At 70.8% G+C, this 17,388-nt stretch carries 19 protein-coding genes; 15 read left to right on the top strand and 4 right to left on the bottom strand.

The genetic code is table 11. The features are described from left to right. Nucleotide 1 precedes the first annotated feature (1 nt). From DX116_RS04150 to DX116_RS04080, 15 genes are all read left to right on the top strand, one after another. Nucleotides 2–841, top strand: a complete 840-nt coding sequence (locus DX116_RS04150) for an MlaE family ABC transporter permease (RefSeq protein ID WP_119702913.1) — start codon at nt 2–4, stop codon at nt 839–841. After that, entirely contained in the window at nt 838–2,157 is a 1,320-nt protein-coding gene (locus tag DX116_RS04145) for an MCE family protein (protein ID WP_147393568.1), read from the top strand. Before DX116_RS04150 ends, DX116_RS04145 begins: the two co-directional genes overlap by 4 nt. Beyond that, the gene (locus DX116_RS04140) at nt 2,154–3,161 is read left to right on the top strand and encodes an MCE family protein (RefSeq protein WP_119702911.1); all 1,008 of its coding nucleotides are present in this window, start codon (nt 2,154–2,156) and stop codon (nt 3,159–3,161) included. Before DX116_RS04145 ends, DX116_RS04140 begins: the two co-directional genes overlap by 4 nt. Then, complete coding sequence (locus DX116_RS04135) at nt 3,161–4,183, top strand: MCE family protein (protein WP_119702910.1); 1,023 nt, start codon at nt 3,161–3,163, stop codon at nt 4,181–4,183. The genes DX116_RS04140 and DX116_RS04135 overlap by 1 nt, the downstream gene beginning before the upstream one ends. Then, nucleotides 4,180–5,214 (top strand): MCE family protein, encoded by a 1,035-nt coding sequence (locus DX116_RS04130; protein WP_119702909.1) that lies wholly within the window; start codon nt 4,180–4,182, stop codon nt 5,212–5,214. Before DX116_RS04135 ends, DX116_RS04130 begins: the two co-directional genes overlap by 4 nt. Further along, complete coding sequence (locus DX116_RS04125; protein ID WP_119702908.1) at nt 5,211–6,521, top strand: MCE family protein; 1,311 nt, start codon at nt 5,211–5,213, stop codon at nt 6,519–6,521. The genes DX116_RS04130 and DX116_RS04125 overlap by 4 nt, the downstream gene beginning before the upstream one ends. Beyond that, the gene (locus DX116_RS04120) at nt 6,521–7,738 is read left to right on the top strand and encodes an MlaD family protein (protein WP_119702907.1); all 1,218 of its coding nucleotides are present in this window, start codon (nt 6,521–6,523) and stop codon (nt 7,736–7,738) included. Before DX116_RS04125 ends, DX116_RS04120 begins: the two co-directional genes overlap by 1 nt. Continuing rightward, nucleotides 7,735–8,319 (top strand): nuclear transport factor 2 family protein, encoded by a 585-nt coding sequence (locus DX116_RS04115; RefSeq protein WP_147393567.1) that lies wholly within the window; start codon nt 7,735–7,737, stop codon nt 8,317–8,319. The genes DX116_RS04120 and DX116_RS04115 overlap by 4 nt, the downstream gene beginning before the upstream one ends. Next, nucleotides 8,316–8,864, top strand: a complete 549-nt coding sequence (locus DX116_RS04110) for a hypothetical protein (protein WP_147393566.1) — start codon at nt 8,316–8,318, stop codon at nt 8,862–8,864. The genes DX116_RS04115 and DX116_RS04110 overlap by 4 nt, the downstream gene beginning before the upstream one ends. A 36-nt stretch (nt 8,865–8,900) precedes the next feature. Next, complete coding sequence (locus DX116_RS04105) at nt 8,901–9,137, top strand: biotin/lipoyl-containing protein (RefSeq protein WP_119702904.1); 237 nt, start codon at nt 8,901–8,903, stop codon at nt 9,135–9,137. 128 nt (nt 9,138–9,265) lie between these two features. After that, nucleotides 9,266–10,354 carry a fatty acid desaturase family protein gene (locus DX116_RS04100; RefSeq protein WP_119702903.1) on the top strand — a complete coding sequence of 363 codons (1,089 nt, stop codon included), beginning with the start codon at nt 9,266–9,268 and terminating at the stop codon, nt 10,352–10,354. Nucleotides 10,355–10,364: 10 nt separating this feature from the next. After that, nucleotides 10,365–11,102 (top strand): hypothetical protein, encoded by a 738-nt coding sequence (locus tag DX116_RS04095; RefSeq protein WP_119702902.1) that lies wholly within the window; start codon nt 10,365–10,367, stop codon nt 11,100–11,102. Nucleotides 11,103–11,153: 51 nt separating this feature from the next. Continuing rightward, nucleotides 11,154–11,909 carry an IclR family transcriptional regulator gene (locus tag DX116_RS04090; RefSeq protein ID WP_233556558.1) on the top strand — a complete coding sequence of 252 codons (756 nt, stop codon included), beginning with the start codon at nt 11,154–11,156 and terminating at the stop codon, nt 11,907–11,909. Between the two features lie 81 nt (nt 11,910–11,990). Beyond that, the gene (locus tag DX116_RS04085) at nt 11,991–13,127 is read left to right on the top strand and encodes an aromatic ring-hydroxylating dioxygenase subunit alpha (protein ID WP_119702901.1); all 1,137 of its coding nucleotides are present in this window, start codon (nt 11,991–11,993) and stop codon (nt 13,125–13,127) included. Further along, complete coding sequence (locus tag DX116_RS04080; protein WP_119702900.1) at nt 13,124–14,119, top strand: PDR/VanB family oxidoreductase; 996 nt, start codon at nt 13,124–13,126, stop codon at nt 14,117–14,119. The genes DX116_RS04085 and DX116_RS04080 overlap by 4 nt, the downstream gene beginning before the upstream one ends. A gap of 36 nt (nt 14,120–14,155) precedes the next feature. On the opposite strand, the gene DX116_RS04075 is transcribed toward DX116_RS04080, so the two are convergent. The 4 genes from DX116_RS04075 to DX116_RS04060 are packed head-to-tail and all read right to left on the bottom strand — an operon-like array spanning nt 14,156 to nt 17,384. Then, on the bottom strand, nt 14,156–14,938 hold the full coding sequence (locus DX116_RS04075; protein WP_119702899.1) for an IclR family transcriptional regulator domain-containing protein: 783 nt from the start codon (nt 14,936–14,938) through the stop codon (nt 14,156–14,158). Nucleotides 14,939–14,960: 22 nt separating this feature from the next. Next, a complete protein-coding gene (gene pcaC, locus DX116_RS04070; protein WP_119702898.1) occupies nt 14,961–15,386 on the bottom strand; it encodes a 4-carboxymuconolactone decarboxylase in 426 nt (141 codons plus the stop codon). Further along, on the bottom strand, nt 15,379–16,170 hold the full coding sequence (locus DX116_RS04065) for an alpha/beta fold hydrolase (RefSeq protein ID WP_119702897.1): 792 nt from the start codon (nt 16,168–16,170) through the stop codon (nt 15,379–15,381). Before DX116_RS04065 ends, pcaC begins: the two co-directional genes overlap by 8 nt. Next, on the bottom strand, nt 16,167–17,384 hold the full coding sequence (locus tag DX116_RS04060) for a lyase family protein (RefSeq protein WP_119702896.1): 1,218 nt from the start codon (nt 17,382–17,384) through the stop codon (nt 16,167–16,169). The genes DX116_RS04065 and DX116_RS04060 overlap by 4 nt, the downstream gene beginning before the upstream one ends. Between the last annotated feature and the right edge of the window lie 4 nt (nt 17,385–17,388).

The raw sequence follows: 17,388 nt of genomic DNA, 5'->3' as shown, positions 1-17,388 counted from the left end.
CATGACCGACATCGCACCCCGCGACCCTCACTGGTACGACAAGCCCATCGACTCGCTGGCCGGCATGGGCGAGGACATCCGCTTCCACGGACGCGTGCTGGCCTGGATCCCCGCGACGCTGCGGCGGTACCCCAAGGACGTCCTGCGCCTGCTCTCGGAGGTCAGCTTCGGCTCCGGTGCGCTGGCCGTCATCGGCGGCACGATCGGCGTCATGCTCGGCATGACGCTGTTCGTCGGCAGCGTCGTCGGCATGCAGGGCTACGCGGCCCTCGACCAGATCGGCACCGCGACTCTCAACGGCTTCATCTCGGCGTACTTCAACACCCGCGAGATCGCCCCGCTGGTGGCGGCGCTGGCGCTGTCGGCCACGGTCGGCTCGGGGTTCACCGCCCAGCTCGGCGCGATGCGCATCAACGAGGAGGTCGACGCGCTCACCGTCATGGCCGTGCCGAGCGTCCCGTACCTCGTGACCACCCGCGTCATCGCCGGCTTCATCGCGATCATCCCGCTGTACGTCATCGGCCTGCTGACGTCGTACGCCGGGGCGCGCTTCGTCACGATCTTCCTCTACGGGCAGTCGCCGGGCACGTACGACCACTACTTCAACCTGTTCCTGCCGCCGATCGACATCCTGCTGTCGTTCATCAAGGTGCTGATCTTCTCGGTGCTGATCATCCTGATCCACTGCCGGCTGGGCTTCAAGGCGTCGGGCGGTCCCGCGGGCGTGGGCATCGCGGTGGGCACGGCCGTCCGTCGCAGCATCGTGACCGTCGCGGTGCTCGACCTGCTGCTGTCGATGGCGCTGTGGGGCACCACGACGACCGTCAGGATCGCCGGATGAGCCGACGCCTCGTCGACGCCGTCCTCGGCGTGGGCTACCTGGCGCTCGCCGTGGGTCTCGTCGCGGTGGCGCTGCTGACCTACAACCGCACCTTCGTGTCGAGCACCGACGTCGACCTGCGCACCGGCCCGGTCGGCAACGCGCTGCAGAAGGGGTCGGACGTCAAGCTCAACGGCGTGCCCGTCGGCACCGTCGCCCAGGTGTCGTCCGACAAGGACGGCGCCGTCATCAGGCTGGCACTCGACCCCGACACGTCCAAGAAGCTGCCGCGCGACACCACGGCCCGGCTGCTCCCCAAGACGCTGTTCGGCGAGCGGTACGTCTCGCTGGTCACCCCGGCGTCGGCTCCCGAGACGGGCCTGTCGTCGGGCGACACGATCGTGCAGGACACCAGCGACGAGTCGGTCGAGCTCGAGCAGGTCTTCGACCAGCTGCTGCCCGTCCTCAACTCGATCCAGCCCGAGAAGCTGTCGGCGACGCTGGGCGAGCTGTCGACGACGTTGCGCGGCCGGGGCGAGCAGATCGGCGACACGCTCACGACCTTCGGCGACTACGTCGAGAAGCTCAACCCGCTCGTGCCGCAGATGACCGACGACCTGGCCTCGCTCGGCCGGGTGGCGGACGTCTACAGCGACGCGGCGCCCGATCTGCTCGACGCCCTCGACACGCTGACCACGACGTCGCGCACGCTGGTCGACCAGCAGACGACGCTCAAGGACGTCTACGCCACGGTCATCGGCTCGGCCGACGCCACGCGCGGCTTCGTCGGCGACAACCAGCAGACGATCGAGGTGCTGGCCGACGAGAGTCGCGACGCCCTCGAGGCGGTCGCGCCGTACGCCAAGCAGTTCCCGTGCCTGTTCAAGTCGGCGCGCGAGTTCATCCCCGCGATGGACAAGGTGCTCGGCAAGGGCACCGACGAGCCGGGCCTGCACGTGCGGCTCAACGTCGTGCCGAGCCGGGGCAAGTACCTCGCCGGCAAGGACGCCGTGAAGTTCGCATCGGGCAAGACCGCGCGCTGCCCGTACGTCACGGGTCGCGTCGGCACCACGCCGGTCAAGAGCACCGACGCCGACGCCGGCGCCGCGACGTCCGCCGCGAGCGACGAGCCCGAGACGATCGCGCCCCCGCGCAGCAACCTGCCCGAGCGCATCGGCACGGGTGACGGGCTCGGCCAGGCCAACTCGCCGGCCGAGAACCAGCTCGTGGCCGAGATCGTCGCCCCGTCGCAGGGGCTCGCCCCCGACGACTACCCCTCATGGAGCAGCCTGCTGCTCGGACCGTCGCTCCGCGGCACTCAGGTGGTGCTGAAATGACCAAGCTGCTGATCAAGAGCATCACGTTCATCCTCGTGACGGTGCTGGCCACCGTCGCGCTGGCGGCCACGATCCGCAACGACACGGGCGGCTCCACGCGTCAGTTCCACGCCGTCTTCACCGACGCCACGAGCCTCAACAAGGGCGACGACGTGCGCATGTCGGGCGTCAAGGTCGGCACGGTCACCGACGTCGCCGTCACCAAGAAGCGGCTCGCCCGGGTCACGTTCACGGCCTCGCGCACCGCGCCGCTGGTCGACGGGACGATCGCCGAGCTGCGCTTCCGCAACCTGATCGGACAGCGCTACATCTCGCTCGAGCCGCCGACCGGTTCTGCGCCGGCCCTGCGCCCGGGCTACACCTTCGACACCGACCACACCAAGCCGGCGCTCGACCTGACGATGCTGTTCAACGGGTTCCAGCCGCTGCTGCAGCTGCTGTCGCCCGAGGACGTCAACAACCTGAGCGGCCAGATCGTGGCGGTCTTCCAGGGCGAGGACGCGACGGTCGACGGACTGCTGTCGAGCACCGCGAGCCTGACGTCGACCCTCGCCGCCAAGGACGAGGTCATCGGCAAGCTCATCACGAGCCTCAGCTCGGTGCTGCAGGTCGTCAACGACCGGTCGAGCCAGCTCGACACGACGATCGTGACGCTCCAGCAGCTGGTCAGCGGGTTGGCCGCCGACCGCAAGACGATCGGCAGCACGCTCGACGGGCTCGGCGACCTGACGACGTCCGTCGCCGATCTGCTCGACGACGGACGCGAGCCGCTCAAGGGCTCGATCACGGCGCTCGACGGGCTGGCCGGCAACCTCTCGAAGGCCGAGCCGCAGCTCGACTCGTTCTTCGAGCAGCTGCCCACGAAGCTCGACCGCATCGGCCGCACGGGGTCGTACGGATCGTGGATCAACTTCTACGCCTGCTCGATCGAGGGCAAGATCCCCCGGCCCGAGGGCTACTACGGAGACCTGGGCGCCCAGCCCATAGCGCAGAGGTGCCGCTGATGACCAAGACGTTCCCCACCGCCTTCGCCGAGCGCAACAAGATCGCGATCGCGCTGATCGGCATGACCGCCATGGCCGTGCTGTGCCTGCTGACGTTCAACGCCGCCTCGTTGCCCTTCATCGGCGGCGGCAAGGTCTACTCGGCGCAGTTCGCCGAGGCCGGCGGGCTCAAGGAGGGCAACGAGGTGCGCGTCGCGGGCGTCAAGGTCGGCAAGGTCACCGACATCTCGCTCGACGGCGCCGTCGTCACCGTGAAGTTCCGCGCCAAGGTCGACGAGCTCGGCAACCAGACGACCGCCTCGGTCAAGGTCAAGACGATGCTCGGCCAGAAGTTCCTGGCCGTCGACCCGCTGGGCTCCCGGCAGCTCGACGGTCCCATCCCGCTGGCCCGCACCACCACGCCGTACGACGTCAACGAGGCGTTCTCCGACCTGTCGGACTCGATCGAGACGATCGACACCGATCAGCTCGAGGCCAGCTTCACCGCGCTGAGCGACGCGTTCCGCAACACCCCCGACTCGGTGCGCACGATGGTGACGGGGCTGACCGACCTGTCGCGCACCATCTCCAGCCGCGACGACGAGTTGACGCAGCTGTTCGCCGCGGCGAGCAAGGTCAGCGGCACGCTGAAGGACCGCAACGCCGAGTTCGCCAAGATCATCACCGACGGCAGCTCGCTGCTCGACGAGCTCGAGCAGCGACGCGACACGGTCTCCAAGATGCTCGACGGCACGGCGCGTCTCGGCGTCCAGCTGCAGGGGCTGGTCAAGGACAACGAGAAGGCGCTCAAGCCGGCCCTGGCCAAGCTCGACGACGTCTCGCGCATCCTCCAGGACAACCAGGACAACCTCGACGCCGCGCTCAAGCGGCTCGGACCCTACTACCGGGTGCTCTCGTCGGCGCTCGGCAACGGCACCTGGGTCGACTCGTACGTCTGCGGACTGTTCGGCGACGACAAGAAGCCGTTGCTCGAGAACGACGTCGCCAGGAACTGTGCACCGGCCAAGGGAGGCGGACGATGATCTCGACACGCAGGACGCTCGGAGCCGCCGTGGTGGCGCTGCTGGTGGTCGCGGCCATCCTGGCCTGGCGCTCGTCCACGGGCGGTGCCACCAAGGTCGACGCGCTGTTCGAGTCGACGGTCGGCCTGTACCCGGGCTCGGAGGTGCAGGTGCTGGGCGTCAAGGTCGGCAAGGTCACCGAGGTGCAGCCCGAGGGGCCCGTCGTCCGGGTCTCGATGGAGCTCGAGCGCGGTCAGCACGTCGAGGCCGACACGGCCGCGGTGATCGTCGCCCCCACCCTCGTCAGCGACCGCTTCGTGCAGCTGACCAAGCCCGACACCGGCGGTGCCAGGCTCAAGGACGGGGCCGAGATCCCGCGTGACCGCACCGCCGTGCCGGTCGAGATCGACGACCTCTACAAGAGCCTCACCGACGTCTCGACCCAGCTCGGGCCAGACGGAGCCAACCGCAAGGGGGCGCTGTCCGACCTGCTCGATGTCGCCGCGCGCAACCTCGACGGCAACGGCGAGGGCATCAACCGCACGATCGACGAGTTCGGCCGCGCCACCGGCACGCTCGCCTCGTCCAGCGACGACCTGTTCGCCACGATCGCGAACTTCAAGGAGTTCAACGACATGCTCGTCGCCAACGACCAGAGCGTCGCCGACGTCAACCGGCAGTTCGCCGCGGTCACCGACTACCTCGCCGACGACCGCGAGGACCTTGCCGACGCGATCACGAACCTCGGCGACGCGCTGGCGATCGTCGACGACTTCATCGCCGACAACCGCACCAACATCAAGACCAGCGTCGACAACCTGCTGGGCCCCACGCAGGTGCTGGTCAAGCAGAAGGACTCGCTGGAGGAGTCGGTGCGCCTGGTGCCGGTCGTGCTGCAGAACTTCCTGCGCTCGTACAACGCGCAGAACAACACGATCGACGGACGCGCCAACCTCAACGAGACCTCGATCTGGGCCGACAACGGCCTGTCGAAGAAGTCGTCGGAGTCGGCTCCGCCGCTGCTGCTGCCGGGCGCGGGGAGCGACCGATGAGGCGCGTCGCGGCGTACGCCGTCGTGTCGGCCGCGGCGCTCGCGCTCAGCGGGTGCGGGTTGCTGTCCGGAGGCGTCTACGAGACGCCGCTGCCCGGCGGCGCCGACGTCGGCTCCAAGCCGATGCGCATCACCGCCGACTTCGAGGACGTCCTCGACCTCGTGCCCCAGTCGAGCGTCAAGGTCGACAACGTGTCGGTGGGCCGGGTCCAGAAGATCACGCTGAACAAGGACGGCCGCAGCGCGCGCGTCGAGCTCGTCGTGAACCGCTCGGCCGATCTTCCGGCCGGCACCACGGCCCGCCTGCAGCAGACGTCGCTGCTCGGCGAGAAGTACGTCGGCCTCGTGCGTCCCGAGACGCCGGTCGCCGGCCCCCGCATCGAGTCGGGCGCCCGGCTCGGCCTCGCCGACACGTCGCAGGCCGCCCAGGTCGAGCAGGTGCTCGGATCGCTGTCGATGGTGCTCAACGGAGGCGGCATCGGGCAGTTCCAGGAGATCTCGCGCGAGCTGCAGAAGGTCTCGGCCGGACGCACCAGCGACGTCAAGAAGTCGTTGCGGCAGATCGAGACCTTCGTCTCCAGCCTCGACGACCGCAAGGAGTCGATCACGGCGGCGCTCGACGGGCTCGCCCGGCTGTCGACGACGCTCGACGCCGACAAGACCAAGATTGCCTCGGCCCTCGACGGGCTCAGCCCCGGCATGCAGGTGCTGGTCGACCAGCGCAAGCAGCTGGTGTCGATGCTGCGGTCGCTCGACCGGCTGTCCTCGGTCACGGTCGACACCCTCGACGCGGCGCAGGACGACATCGTGGCCGATCTCAAGGCACTCGAGCCGATCCTCCAGCAGCTCGCGAAGTCGGGTCAGGACCTGCCGGACTCGCTGCAGATCCTGTTGACGTACCCGTTCCCCGACTCCGTGATGGGGGCCATCAAGGGCGACTACCTCAACGTCTTCATCGAGACCAACTTCCGCACCCTGCCCAGCGGTTGCGACGCCATCGGCTGCTCGTGGCCCCAGGTCGAGAACCCGAACGGCTCGGCTCCCACAGGGCAGAGCCGCCGGCTGCCGTCCGCCAAGGCGCCGTCGCCGTCGTTCCTGCCGCCGACCGACTCGGCCATCCCGGGGCTCCCGACGCCGACCGTCCCGGTGCCGTCGACGTCGGCGCCCACGGGCTCGCCGTCGACGCCCAAGCCGACGCCCACCCAGCCGTCGCCGTCCGCCTCGCCATCGGCGTCCCCGACTCCCACCCGTGAGGAGCCGGGCTCGACCCCGACCTCCACCCCGACACCGAAGGATGGTGGTGAGTGATGCTGACGACCGGTATCAAGGCCAAGCTCATGGTGTTCGTGGTGGTGGCGCTGCTCGCGACCGCCTATCTCGGCGCACGCTACGTCGGCATCGACTTCACCCGGTCGAGCTACTCGGTGACGGTCGACCTGCCCGACGCCGCCGGCTCGTTCGAGAACGGCGAGGTCACCTACCGCGGCGTGCCGGTGGGTCGCATCGCGTCGCTCACCGCGACCCCGGAGGGCGCCGAGGCGGTGCTGCGCATCGACGGCGGTGCGGCCGACATCCCGGCCGACGTGTCCGTCAAGGTCGCCGACCGATCGGCGATCGGCGAGCAGTACATCGACCTGCGCAGCGACTCGAAGGGCGGTCCGAAGCTCGCCGACGGCGACCGGCTGACCGCGGGCGGCGACTCATCGCCGCCGCCGGTCGAGGACGTCCTGCGCAGTGCCCGCGACTTCGCAGGATCGGTCGACACCGACTCGTTGAAGACCGTCATCGACGAGTCGTACGACGCGACGCAGGGCGCGGGGCAGAACCTGTCACGGCTCCTCGACACCTCGCAGACGTTCATCAAGGCCGCCGACACGAACTTCCTGGTGACGTCGCAGCTGATCCAGAACTCCAGCCGGGTGCTGGCCACGCAGGAGGCTGCGGCCGGCAGCATCCGCGGGTTCAGCCAGGACCTGAAGACCATCGCCTCGACGCTCAAGAGCTCCGACGGCGACCTGCGAGCCCTCATCGAGAGCACGCCCGCCGCGGCACGCGAGATCGACAAGCTCTTCACGCAGGTCGGCACCCCGCTGGGCATGCTGATGGGCAACCTCGTCTCGACGGCACAGATCTTCGGCACCAACGCTGGCGGCGTCGAGGACGCCCTCATCACGATCCCGACGGCGTTCAGCATCGGGTGGGCCGTCAACGGGTCCCAAGGCCTCAACCTGGGCCTGGCGCAGTCATACTTCGACCCGCTGCCGTGCACCAGCGGCTACGGAGGCACCTCGGTGCGGCCCGGCCTCGAGACCAGTGGCGGCAGCCCGTTCAACACCAAGGCCGGCTGCACGGCGTCGCCGTCGTCGGGCACCAACGTCCGCGGGCCGGGCAGCGTGCCCAAGAAGCCGGGATCGACGGCGCCCGTGGGTGACACGTCGGTGGGCGACAATGGGCGCGCCGGCGCGGCACCGACCAAGGTCGGGGTGGCCGACTCGCTGAGCGATCTCATGGGGGGAGCACGATGACGAGCCAGGTGGAAGCGCCGGTCGAGACGGCCGAGAGCGACGAACCGCAGGTGCCGTCCGACACGGAACCGACGACGACGGCCCGCAGCCGGGGGCCATGGGTGCTGCTGCTCGTGGCGGCGCTCGTGGCCGCCTCGGGAGCCTTCATGTGGTGGCAGGCCGACCACGACCCCGACCGGGCCGCCGCGCAGACCCGCGACACGGTGCTGATCGAGGCCCGTCAGGCCATCGAGACGATGAACACGCTCGACTACCGGTCGGTCGACAAGGGAGTGAAGGCGTGGTCGCAGGTCACGACGGGCACGTTGCGCGACCAGCTCGCCGGTGTCAGCGCCGACGACCGCACGCTGCTGGCCGAGCAGAAGAAGATCTCCACGGGGCGGGTGGTCGATGCGGCGGTGATCGATGTCGACGACGGCTCGGCCACCGTGATCGCCGCGGTCGAGGTGACGGTGCGCGACGCCGCGAAGCCCAACAGCGAGCCGACCGTCAAGCGCAACCGCTTCTCGGCCGACCTGGTCAAGGTCGGCGGGCGCTGGAAGCTCGAGTCGCTGCAGCAGGTGGCGGTGAGCCTCTCATGACGACATCGACATCGACATCGACTCCTACGGCGTCCCGCCGCACGGCGATCGTCCGCCGTGCCGTGCCGCTGGCGCTGGCCACGATCCTGCTGGCGGTGGGGCTCGTCGGATGGTGGACCTGGTTCGACCTGCGGTCCGACGATCCGTCCGACAACGGCGCGATCATCGACAGCAAGGTCACCGCCCAGGTGCAGACGAGCGTCTCGCAGGCGCTCGGACGCGTCCTGACGTACGACTACCAGGACCCGGCCACGACCGAGGCCGCCGCCGACGACGTGCTCGCGGGCAAGGCTCGCACGGAGTACGACACGCTGTTCGCCTCGCTGCAGCAACGTGCGCCGGGGCAGCAGCTGAAGCTCACGGCGCAGGTCCAGGCGATCGGCGTCAAGGAGCTGCGCGGCGACAAGGCCACGCTGCTGGTCTTCCTCGACCAGTCGAGCCAGCGGGCCGCCGACCAGGAGTCCAGCGTCTCGGCCGCGCAGCTCGCGGTCACCGCCGAGAAGAAGGGCAGCACCTGGAAGATCACCGGCCTCAAGCCGTTGTGAGGCGGACGCCGGTACGCCACGCGGTACCGTGCCGGTGTGCTCCAGAAGGCCGATGCCCGCGATCCGCGCCACGTCGCGGTCCCGTTCGCGGGCTTCGTCCACGCCCTGGTGGCCGAGGGAGACGTCGTCGCGGCGGGCCAGCCCGTCGCGACGATCGAGGCGATGAAGATGGAGGCTGCCGTCACCGCGCCGATGGCCGGGACCGTCGCCCGCCTCGCCATCGCCGGCCCGCAGAACGCCGAGGGCGGCGACCTCCTGCTCGTCCTGGAGTAGGCGCGACCTTCTCACGAAGTTCACGGTCTTCGGCCGCCCGCGGAGGTCTCGGTCGTGTCACACTCGAAGGGCACGTCTCGCCGCGGCCGTTCCGGTCCTTCGAGCGACCAGCCCGAGAGGGGCGGCCGATGACGACTCAAGCGGACTCCGCGACCACCGAACGAGCGACGCGACCTGACGTCTACGTCAGCCACTTCACCGATCTCATGCGGACGGTGAAGGACGAGGGTCTTCTCGAGCGCAAGCACGGTTACTACTGGTGGCAGATCGCGGTGCACGTCGGTGCGTTCTTCGCGATCTGGGCTGGCTTCTTCTGGCTGGGCAACTCCTGGTTCCAGCTGATCCTCGCTGCGGCCTTGGGCGTCATCGTGACGCAGTTCGGCTTCCTCGGCCACGACGCGGCCCACCGCCAGATGTTCGCGTCGGCGTCGTGGAACTCGTGGACCGCGCGCATCCTGGCGGGCGGCTTCGCCGGGCTGAGCTTCGCGTGGTGGCGCGCCAAGCACAACATGCACCACAAGGGTCCCAACCTCGAGGGCTACGACCCCGACATCGGTCCAGGCGCCATCGCCTTCACCCCGGGCATCGTCGCGCAGCGCACGACCGGGTTCGCGGGCTGGTTCGTCAAGCGTCAGGGGTGGCTGTTCTTCCCACTGCTGACGCTCGAGGGCCTCAACCTGCACGCCGAGAGCATCCGCGCCGCGCGCGACAAGACCTCCAACCAGCCGTGGCGCCGCACCGAGCTGTGGCTCGTGGTGGTGCGATTGGCCGCGTACGTCGCGGTGCTGCTGGCGTTCCTGCCGATCGGCAAGGCGGCCGCGTTCTTCGCCGTGCAGATGGCGGTGTTCGGCTTCTGCCTCGGCGCCTCGTTCGCGCCGGCGCACAAGGGCATGCCGATCATCCCGCCCGAGATGAAGCTCGACTTCCTGCGCCGCCAGGTGATGGTGTCGCGCAACGTGCGGGGCAACCCCGTCGTCGACTGGGCGATGGGCGGGCTGAACTACCAGATCGAGCACCACCTGTTCCCGAACATGCCACGGTGCAACCTGCGCAAGGCGCAGCCGTTCGTCAAGGCGCACTGCGAGAAGATCGGCGTCGACTACATGGAGGTCGGGCTCTTCCAGTCCTACGCCATCGTGGTCGACTACCTCAACAACGTCGGCATCCGCGCCCGCGACCCGTTCGACTGCCCGCTGGCCGCGCAGCTGCGCGGCTGAGAGCCCGCCGTTGCACGGGCGGTGGCTCGAGAACGCGGCGCGGCGCGGCGTCGCCCGCGCGACGATCGACGACATCGTCCGACGCCACGACATCGGACCGGCCGACTTCGCGGTGCTGGACGGGCTCGACGAGATCACCGACCCTCTCGGCGCGTCGTTCTTCGTGCTGCCGGCCGACATCGGACCCGTCGACGCCCGGCGTGCCGTCCTGATGACGTACGTGCTCGACGCCGGCACCGGCTACGGCGCGACCAGCCCGGTCAACGACGTCGAGGAGACCCCGTACTCGGCCGCCGAGGTGCAGCGCATCCTCGAGCGCCAGGCGGTCAACGACTGGACGTACGCACGCCTCGTGCCACTCGTGCACCGCGCCGGCGGACGCATGGTCACGACGCCTCACGGGACGCTGATGGGCCTGGGCGGCAACCGGTTGCTGGGGCTCTTCGCCCAGAGGGGCGGCACGACGTACGGCGACCTCTTCCTGCTCAACATCCGCGGCCTCGACGACCCCGTGGCGGAGCTGCGCGAGGTGGTCGTGTCCGGAAGGTCTCGCCACCAGCGCAAGGACAGCACGACGTACGCGGGCCGGCTCGCCCTCGGCCGGTTGCTGCACCACGAGGAGCGCCACTCGCAGCAGTGGGGCGACGCGGGTCCCATCCGCTTCGTCGTCTCGTACGCGTGGGAGCGCGTCAGGCGCAGGAACGACACCGAGGAGGATGCCGGTCTGGGCGACGGCGGCTACCGGTGAGCTGACCGCGCGGGACGACGACCAGGGCACCTCGCCCAGTACGGTGGCGTGGTGTCGAGCTCGAGCGTGACCAGCAAGGTGTTGGCGATGCTCGGCGCCTTCGACGCCGATCACGCCGAGCTGACGCTCAGCGAGCTCGCGCGCCGCGCCGGCATCAGCGTCCCCACGGCGCACCGTCGGGCGGCGGAGCTGGTCGAGTGGGGCGCCCTGGAGCGCGTCGGGTCGGGTCGCTACCGGATCGGCCTGCGCCTGTGGGAGGTCGGCTCGTTGGCCCCGCGGGCCCCGGGCCTGCGCGAGTCGGCCCTGCCGTTCATGGAGGACCTGTACGTCGTCACCCGGCAGAACGTGCAGCTGGCGGTCCGCGACGACCTCGAGCTGGTGTTCGTCGAGCGCATCGCCGGGCGCCAGGCGGTGCCCGTGCTGACACGGGTGGGCGGACGCTTCCACCTGCACGCCACGGGGGTCGGCCTGGTGCTGCTGGCCCACGCGCCGGCCGAGATCCAGGAGCAGGTGCTGGCCGGACCCCTGCCGCGCTACACCGCCGGCACGGTGGTCGAGCCCGATCGCCTGCGGCGGGTGCTCGCCGACGTGCGCCGCCGCGGCTACGCGGTCTCCGAGCAGGCCGTCACCGACGACGCCACCTCGGTCGCGGCCCCGGTCCGCGACCGGGCCGGCGACGTCGTCGCCGCGGTCTCGATCGTGGTGCAGGCCCGATCGGCCAAGCCGCGCGAGCTGGCACCGTACGTGCTGACCGCCGCGCAGGGCATCTCCCGTGCGCTCGGCGCGGGTCCGCCGTCCACTGAGTGACGATCCTTCCAGTCAATGAAAAACGCGTGGTCCGTGTCACACGCGCGGAAGGAGACTGAGGAGCCGATTGAAGGAGGCCCCATGTCGCTCGAGACCCACGAGACCGTCACCGCCAAGATCTTCCCCCACCCGCTCAACGCCTGGTACGCCGTGGCGTGGGACCACGAGGTGACGGCGAAGGAGCCGATGTCGCGGACGATCGCCGGGAAGTCGATGGTGCTCTACCGCACGACCGACAACCGTCCCGTGGCCCTCGCCGACGCCTGCTGGCACCGCCTGGCGCCCCTCTCGATGGGCACGCTCGTCGGCTCCGACGAGATCCAGTGCCCGTACCACGGGCTGCGCTACAACTCCACGGGTCGGTGCACCTCGATGCCGGCGCAGCAGACGGTCAACCCCAGCGCGATGGTGCCGTCGTACCCCGTGGTCGAGCGCTACCGCTACCTGTGGGTGTGGCCGGGCGACATGACCCTGGCCGATCCGGACCTCATCCCCGACATGAGCCAGATGTCGTCGCCGGAGTGGGCGGGTGACGGTGAGACGATCCACGCCGCCTGCAACTACCAGCTGATCCTCGACAACCTGATGGACCTGACGCACGAGGAGTTCGTGCACGGCGCGAGCCTCGGCCAGGCCGAGCTGAGCGAGTCGGGCTTCCACACCAAGCTCGAGGACGACGGCAGCGTCACCGTGACCCGGTGGATGCACGAGGTCGAGCCGCCGCCGTTCTGGCGCAGGAACATGCGCGACAAGTTCCCCGATTTCGACGGCCTGGTCGACCGGTGGCAGATCATCCACTACTACGCCCCGTCGACGATCTGCATCGACGTCGGCGTCGCCAAGGCCGGCACGGGCGCCGACCAGGGCGACCGCAGCCAGGGCGTCAACGGCTACGTCATGAACACCATCACGCCCGAGACCGACCGGTCGTCGCACTACTTCTGGGCCTTCATGCGCAACTACAGGCTCGAGAGCCAGACCATCACGACCCAGCTGCGCAACGGCGTCCACGGGGTGTTCGGCGAGGACGAGGTCATGCTCCAGGCGCAGCAGGCGGCGATCGACGCCAACCCGGACCACGAGTTCTACAGCCTCAACATCGACGCGGGCGGCATGTGGGTGCGCCGCATCCTCGACCGGATGCTGGCGGCCGAGGAGCGGGGCGAGGATCCGCTCAGCGCCCGTGACCTGACCGGCATCGGAGCGGCCGAGCGATGAGCTCCGACCCCCGTCCTGCCTGGACCACGGCACGGGTCGTGGAGTCCCGTCCGGTCACCGACCGCATCCGGCGCGTGACGTTCGAGCGACCGGCTGGCCGCAGGGCCGCCCCCGGCACCCATGTCGACGTCCGCGTGCGCACGCCCAAGGGCGAGGACGTCCGCTCGTACTCGATCGTGGAGTCCAGCGCCGACGGCTCGCGCCTGACGGTGTCGGTCATGCGTGCGCAGGCCTCGCGTGGCGGGTCGGTCTTCATGCACGGACTCGTCGAGGGCGACGAGATCGAGTGCACGCAGCCGCTGCAGAACTTCGAGCTGCGGCACGGCGCGCACCGCTACGTGGTGCTGGCCGCAGGCGTCGGCATCACCGCCGTCATCGAGATGGGCCGGGTGCTCCACCGCCTGGGGCAGGACTACCGCTTCGTGTACGTGGGGCGCTCGCGCGCTCAGATGGCGTACGTGGACGAGCTCGCCGCGCTGCACGGAGACCGGCTCGAGCTGCGGGTCGACGACGAGGGCACGGGGCTCGACGTCGAGTCGCTCGTGGCGGACCTGCCGGACGACGGCCGCGCCGAGGTCTACATGTGCGGCCCGATCCGGCTCATGGATGCCGTGCGACGCTCCTGGCTCTCGCACGGCAGGCCGATCGCCGACCTGCGGTTCGAGACGTTCGGCAGCAGCGGGTGGTTCGAGCCCGAGGCGTTCGAGGTCGAGATCCCCGAGCTCGGGCTCAGCACGGTGGTGGCGTCCGACGCCAGCCTGCTCGAGGCGCTGGCGGCCGCCGGCGCCGACATGATGTACGACTGCCGCAAGGGTGAGTGCGGTCTCTGCGAGGTCACGATCTCGTCGGTGCGAGGCCGCGTCGACCACCGCGACGTCTTCCTCAGCGACGACGAGAAGGCCACCGACGAGACGCTGTGCATCTGCGTCTCGCGGATCGCCGCACCCGAGGACGGCGACGCCGGGACGGGGCGTCTGACGCTCACGCTCTGACCTCGACCAGCGTGGGGGCGCGTGTGGAGGCGACCCTCAGCCGGTGACGTCCTGCGCGGCCAGGTCGGCGCCGATCGCGGCGGCGCTCTCCAGCAGCGGGGTCGTGGCCGCGGCGATCTGCGGGGTGCCGTCGACGGTCGCCGTCGAGACGTTGAGCGCCGCGACGGTGCGCCCGGTGCCGTCGACCACGGGGGCGGCCAACGACGTGAGACCGCGCTCGAGCTCCTGGTCGACCAGGGCCCACCCCTGGGCGCGCACGTGGTCGATCTCGCGTCGCAGCGCCGCGGGGTCGTGGATCGTGCGGGGGGTGAGCGGCCGCAGGTCGGCCGCGGAGAGATAGGCCTCGAGGTCGTCGCCGTCGAGCGCCGCCAGCAGCACGCGGCCCATCGACGTGGCGTACGCCGGGAAGCGGGTGCCCACCGCGATGCCGACGCTCATGATGCGCCGGGTCGCGACGCGGGCGATGTAGACGATGTCCGTGCCGTCGAGCACGGCGGCCGAGGTCGACTCGCCGAGCCGGGCGGACAGTCGTTCGAGGTGTGGCTGGGCGATCTGGGGCAGGCCCAGGCCCGACAGGTACGCGGTGCCGAGCCGCAGCACCTGCGGGGTGAGGCTGAAGGTCTTGCCGTCGGTGCGCATGTAGCCGAGCTCGACCAGCGTGTGCAGGAAGCGCCGGGCCGTGGCCCGGCTGTAGCCCGTGCGCGTCGCGACCTGGGCCAGCGTCATCTCGGGGTGCTCGTCGTCGAACGAGACGATGACCTCGAGGCCACGTGCGAGCGACTGCACGAACTGGTCGCCCGGCGCGGCTCGTTCGGTCATGGGATCACCGTAGTGAGGTGAGTCATGCGTCGCCGGTCTCGGCGAGCACCTCTTGGGCGATGCGGAAGGCGCTGTTCGCATCGGGAACGCCGCAGTAGATCGCCGTCTGGAGCAGCAGCTCGCCGATCTCGTCGGGGGTGAGCCCGTTGCGCCGGGCCGCGCGGACGTGCATCGCCAGCTCGTCGTGATGCCCTCGGGCGACGAGCGCCGTGAGGGTGATGAGCGACCGGCTGCGACGGTCGAGGCCGGGACGCGTCCAGATGCTGCCCCACGCGTACTGCGTGATGAGCTCTTGGAAGTCGGCCGTGAACGGCGTGGTGGCGGCCACCGCGCGGTCGACGTGCGCGTCGCCGAGCACCTCGCGGCGGACGACCATGCCGGCGTCGTGGACCTCTCGGGTCGTGCGCGGCTGCTCCGTCGCGGGCTCGTTCGTGGGCTGCTCAGTCATGGGTGCGTCCGCCTCCGGCGTGGTCGATCAGGAGCCGGGCCACCTCGTGGGGGGCCTCGGCAGGGGCGAGGTGGGCGACGTCGTCGAGCACGACGAGTCGGCCGTGCCGCACGCCGTCGGCGACGGTGCGAAGGCTCGACGGCGGCGTGGGCACGTCGCGCTCGCCGGCGACGGCCAGCACGGGCGCGGAGATCTCGGGCAACCGCTCGGTCACGTCGAAGGCGGCCAGCGCCTCGCACACCAGCGCGTACGACTCCGCGTCGGCGCCCTGCAGGGCGTGGAGCAGGGCCGAGCCGCGAGCGGGCTCGCGGTCGAGGAAGCCGGGTGCGAACCACCGCTGGGCCGAGCCGGCCACGACGGCACCGGTGCCAGAAGCGCGCACCGTGGCCGCGCGCTCGTGCCAGGTGTCGGGGGATCCGATGCGGGCGCCGGAGCACAGCACCGCCGCGGTGAGCACGCGTGAGGGCGCGTCGAGCGCGAGCTGCAGCGTGACGGCACCTCCGACCGAGTCGCCGGCGAGGTGGAACGCACTGTCGCCGGCGAGCTCGTCGGCCAGCGCGAGCACGCCCCGGGCCAGGTCGGCCATCGTGAAGGGGACGGAGGTGGGCGCCCCGTGACCGTGACCGGGGAGCTCCCAGCCGACGACCCGGAAGTCGGCTGCCAGCGCGTCGGCGGCTGCTGCCCACAGGGTCGTGGCCGAGGTGCCGAGGGACGGGCCGAGCAGCAGCAGCGGCGCGTCTGCCCGTCCGCCGAGGGCGACGCCGGTGATCGTCGGGATGCTCATGCTCCCTCCTCCGGTGCGGGGCGCACGGCCTGCCGGGCCCGGGTCACGGCGGCGTCGACGACGTGGTGGGCGGCGCCGAGGTAGTCCGGCGCCGGGGCCCGACCGGTGAGCGCGGCCATGCTCTGCTGCTCGGCGTCGGTGCCCTGCGCCGCGGCGAGCGTGCGCGACATGGCGCCGGGGTCGACCTGCAGGCCTGCGAGCAGCTCCGATGCCTGTCCCGCCGCGACGACGCTGCGACGTCCGAGGTCGCGCAGCGTGGCCCACTCGGCGTGCCAGGCGCCGTCCGGACGCTCGTCGACCGCGGCGCCGGCCGCGACGTGAAGGGTCGAGGACAGCCCAGGCGCGGCGAAGGCATGACGCCGCAGCAGCACCGACAGCACGGGATTGCTCTTGTGCGGCATGGTGGACGACCCGCCGCCAACGCCCTCGCGCACCTCGCCGATCTCAGGCCTCGAGAGCGTCGCGACATCGGCGGCGAGATGGCCCCACGCGTCCGCCAGCGTGGTGAGGGCGTCGCCGGTGCGAGTCATACGGGTGCGCGAGGTGTGCCACGCCGGCGCCGGCGGCAGATCGAGCGCCGCGGCGGTGCGGTCGACGAGGTCGAGTGCGGTGTCGATCGACCCGGTCAGCTCGACGGAGGCCGCGAGCGTCCCGGCGGCTCCGCCGACCTGCACCGCGAGGCCGTCGCGGGCGCCCACGACGGCGGTGCGGGCGTCCACCAGGCCGTCGATCCACGAGGCCGCCTTGGTGCCGAACGTGATGGGGACGGCGTGCTGGGTGAGCGTGCGGCCGACCATGACGGTGTCGCGGTGGTGGTGCGCGAGGTCGGCGAGCAGGACGAGCTGCCGGTCGAGATCGGTCAGCACGCGGTCGACGGCCTCGCGCAGGCACAGCACGAGAGCGGTGTCGACGACGTCCTGGCTGGTCAGGCCGCGGTGCAGCCACCGTGAGGTCTCGCCGGTCGTGCGGTCTCGCAGCAGGGCCACGAGACCGATCGCGGGATTGCCGCCGGCTTCGGCGCCGGCCGACAGCGCGGACGCATCGGCGGCCCCGACCGCGCCCGTCAGGTCGGCGGCCGCCGACGCCGGGGCGACCTGCGCCGACACGAGGGCGTCCAGCCACGCCTGCTCGACCGCGACCATCGCCGTGAGCAGTGCGCCGTCGTCGAGCAGGCCGTCGGCGCGCTCGTCGCCGGGCCAGAACAGGTCAGCCATGCGA

This window comes from Aeromicrobium endophyticum (assembly GCF_003586285.1).
Lineage (GTDB): Bacteria > Actinomycetota > Actinomycetes > Propionibacteriales > Nocardioidaceae > Aeromicrobium > Aeromicrobium endophyticum.
Note: the sequence above shows the minus strand (reverse complement) of the source record. Positions and strands in the feature narration are given on the sequence as shown.

Excerpts from the sequence above, each read along its gene's own strand:
- DX116_RS04150 (WP_119702913.1), top strand. The coding sequence starts at position 2 with ATGACCGACATCGCACCCCGCGACCCTCACTGGTACGACAAGCCCATC.
- DX116_RS04145 (WP_147393568.1), top strand. The coding sequence starts at position 838 with ATGAGCCGACGCCTCGTCGACGCCGTCCTCGGCGTGGGCTACCTGGCG.
- DX116_RS04140 (WP_119702911.1), top strand. The coding sequence starts at position 2,154 with ATGACCAAGCTGCTGATCAAGAGCATCACGTTCATCCTCGTGACGGTG.
- DX116_RS04135 (WP_119702910.1), top strand. The coding sequence starts at position 3,161 with ATGACCAAGACGTTCCCCACCGCCTTCGCCGAGCGCAACAAGATCGCG.
- DX116_RS04130 (WP_119702909.1), top strand. The coding sequence starts at position 4,180 with ATGATCTCGACACGCAGGACGCTCGGAGCCGCCGTGGTGGCGCTGCTG.
- DX116_RS04125 (WP_119702908.1), top strand. The coding sequence starts at position 5,211 with ATGAGGCGCGTCGCGGCGTACGCCGTCGTGTCGGCCGCGGCGCTCGCG.
- DX116_RS04120 (WP_119702907.1), top strand. The coding sequence starts at position 6,521 with ATGCTGACGACCGGTATCAAGGCCAAGCTCATGGTGTTCGTGGTGGTG.
- DX116_RS04115 (WP_147393567.1), top strand. The coding sequence starts at position 7,735 with ATGACGAGCCAGGTGGAAGCGCCGGTCGAGACGGCCGAGAGCGACGAA.
- DX116_RS04110 (WP_147393566.1), top strand. The coding sequence starts at position 8,316 with ATGACGACATCGACATCGACATCGACTCCTACGGCGTCCCGCCGCACG.
- DX116_RS04100 (WP_119702903.1), top strand. The coding sequence starts at position 9,266 with ATGACGACTCAAGCGGACTCCGCGACCACCGAACGAGCGACGCGACCT.
- DX116_RS04085 (WP_119702901.1), top strand. The coding sequence starts at position 11,991 with ATGTCGCTCGAGACCCACGAGACCGTCACCGCCAAGATCTTCCCCCAC.
- DX116_RS04080 (WP_119702900.1), top strand. The coding sequence starts at position 13,124 with ATGAGCTCCGACCCCCGTCCTGCCTGGACCACGGCACGGGTCGTGGAG.
- DX116_RS04075 (WP_119702899.1), bottom strand. The coding sequence starts at position 14,938 with ATGACCGAACGAGCCGCGCCGGGCGACCAGTTCGTGCAGTCGCTCGCA.
- pcaC (WP_119702898.1), bottom strand. The coding sequence starts at position 15,386 with ATGACTGAGCAGCCCACGAACGAGCCCGCGACGGAGCAGCCGCGCACG.
- DX116_RS04065 (WP_119702897.1), bottom strand. The coding sequence starts at position 16,170 with ATGAGCATCCCGACGATCACCGGCGTCGCCCTCGGCGGACGGGCAGAC.
- DX116_RS04060 (WP_119702896.1), bottom strand. The coding sequence starts at position 17,384 with ATGGCTGACCTGTTCTGGCCCGGCGACGAGCGCGCCGACGGCCTGCTC.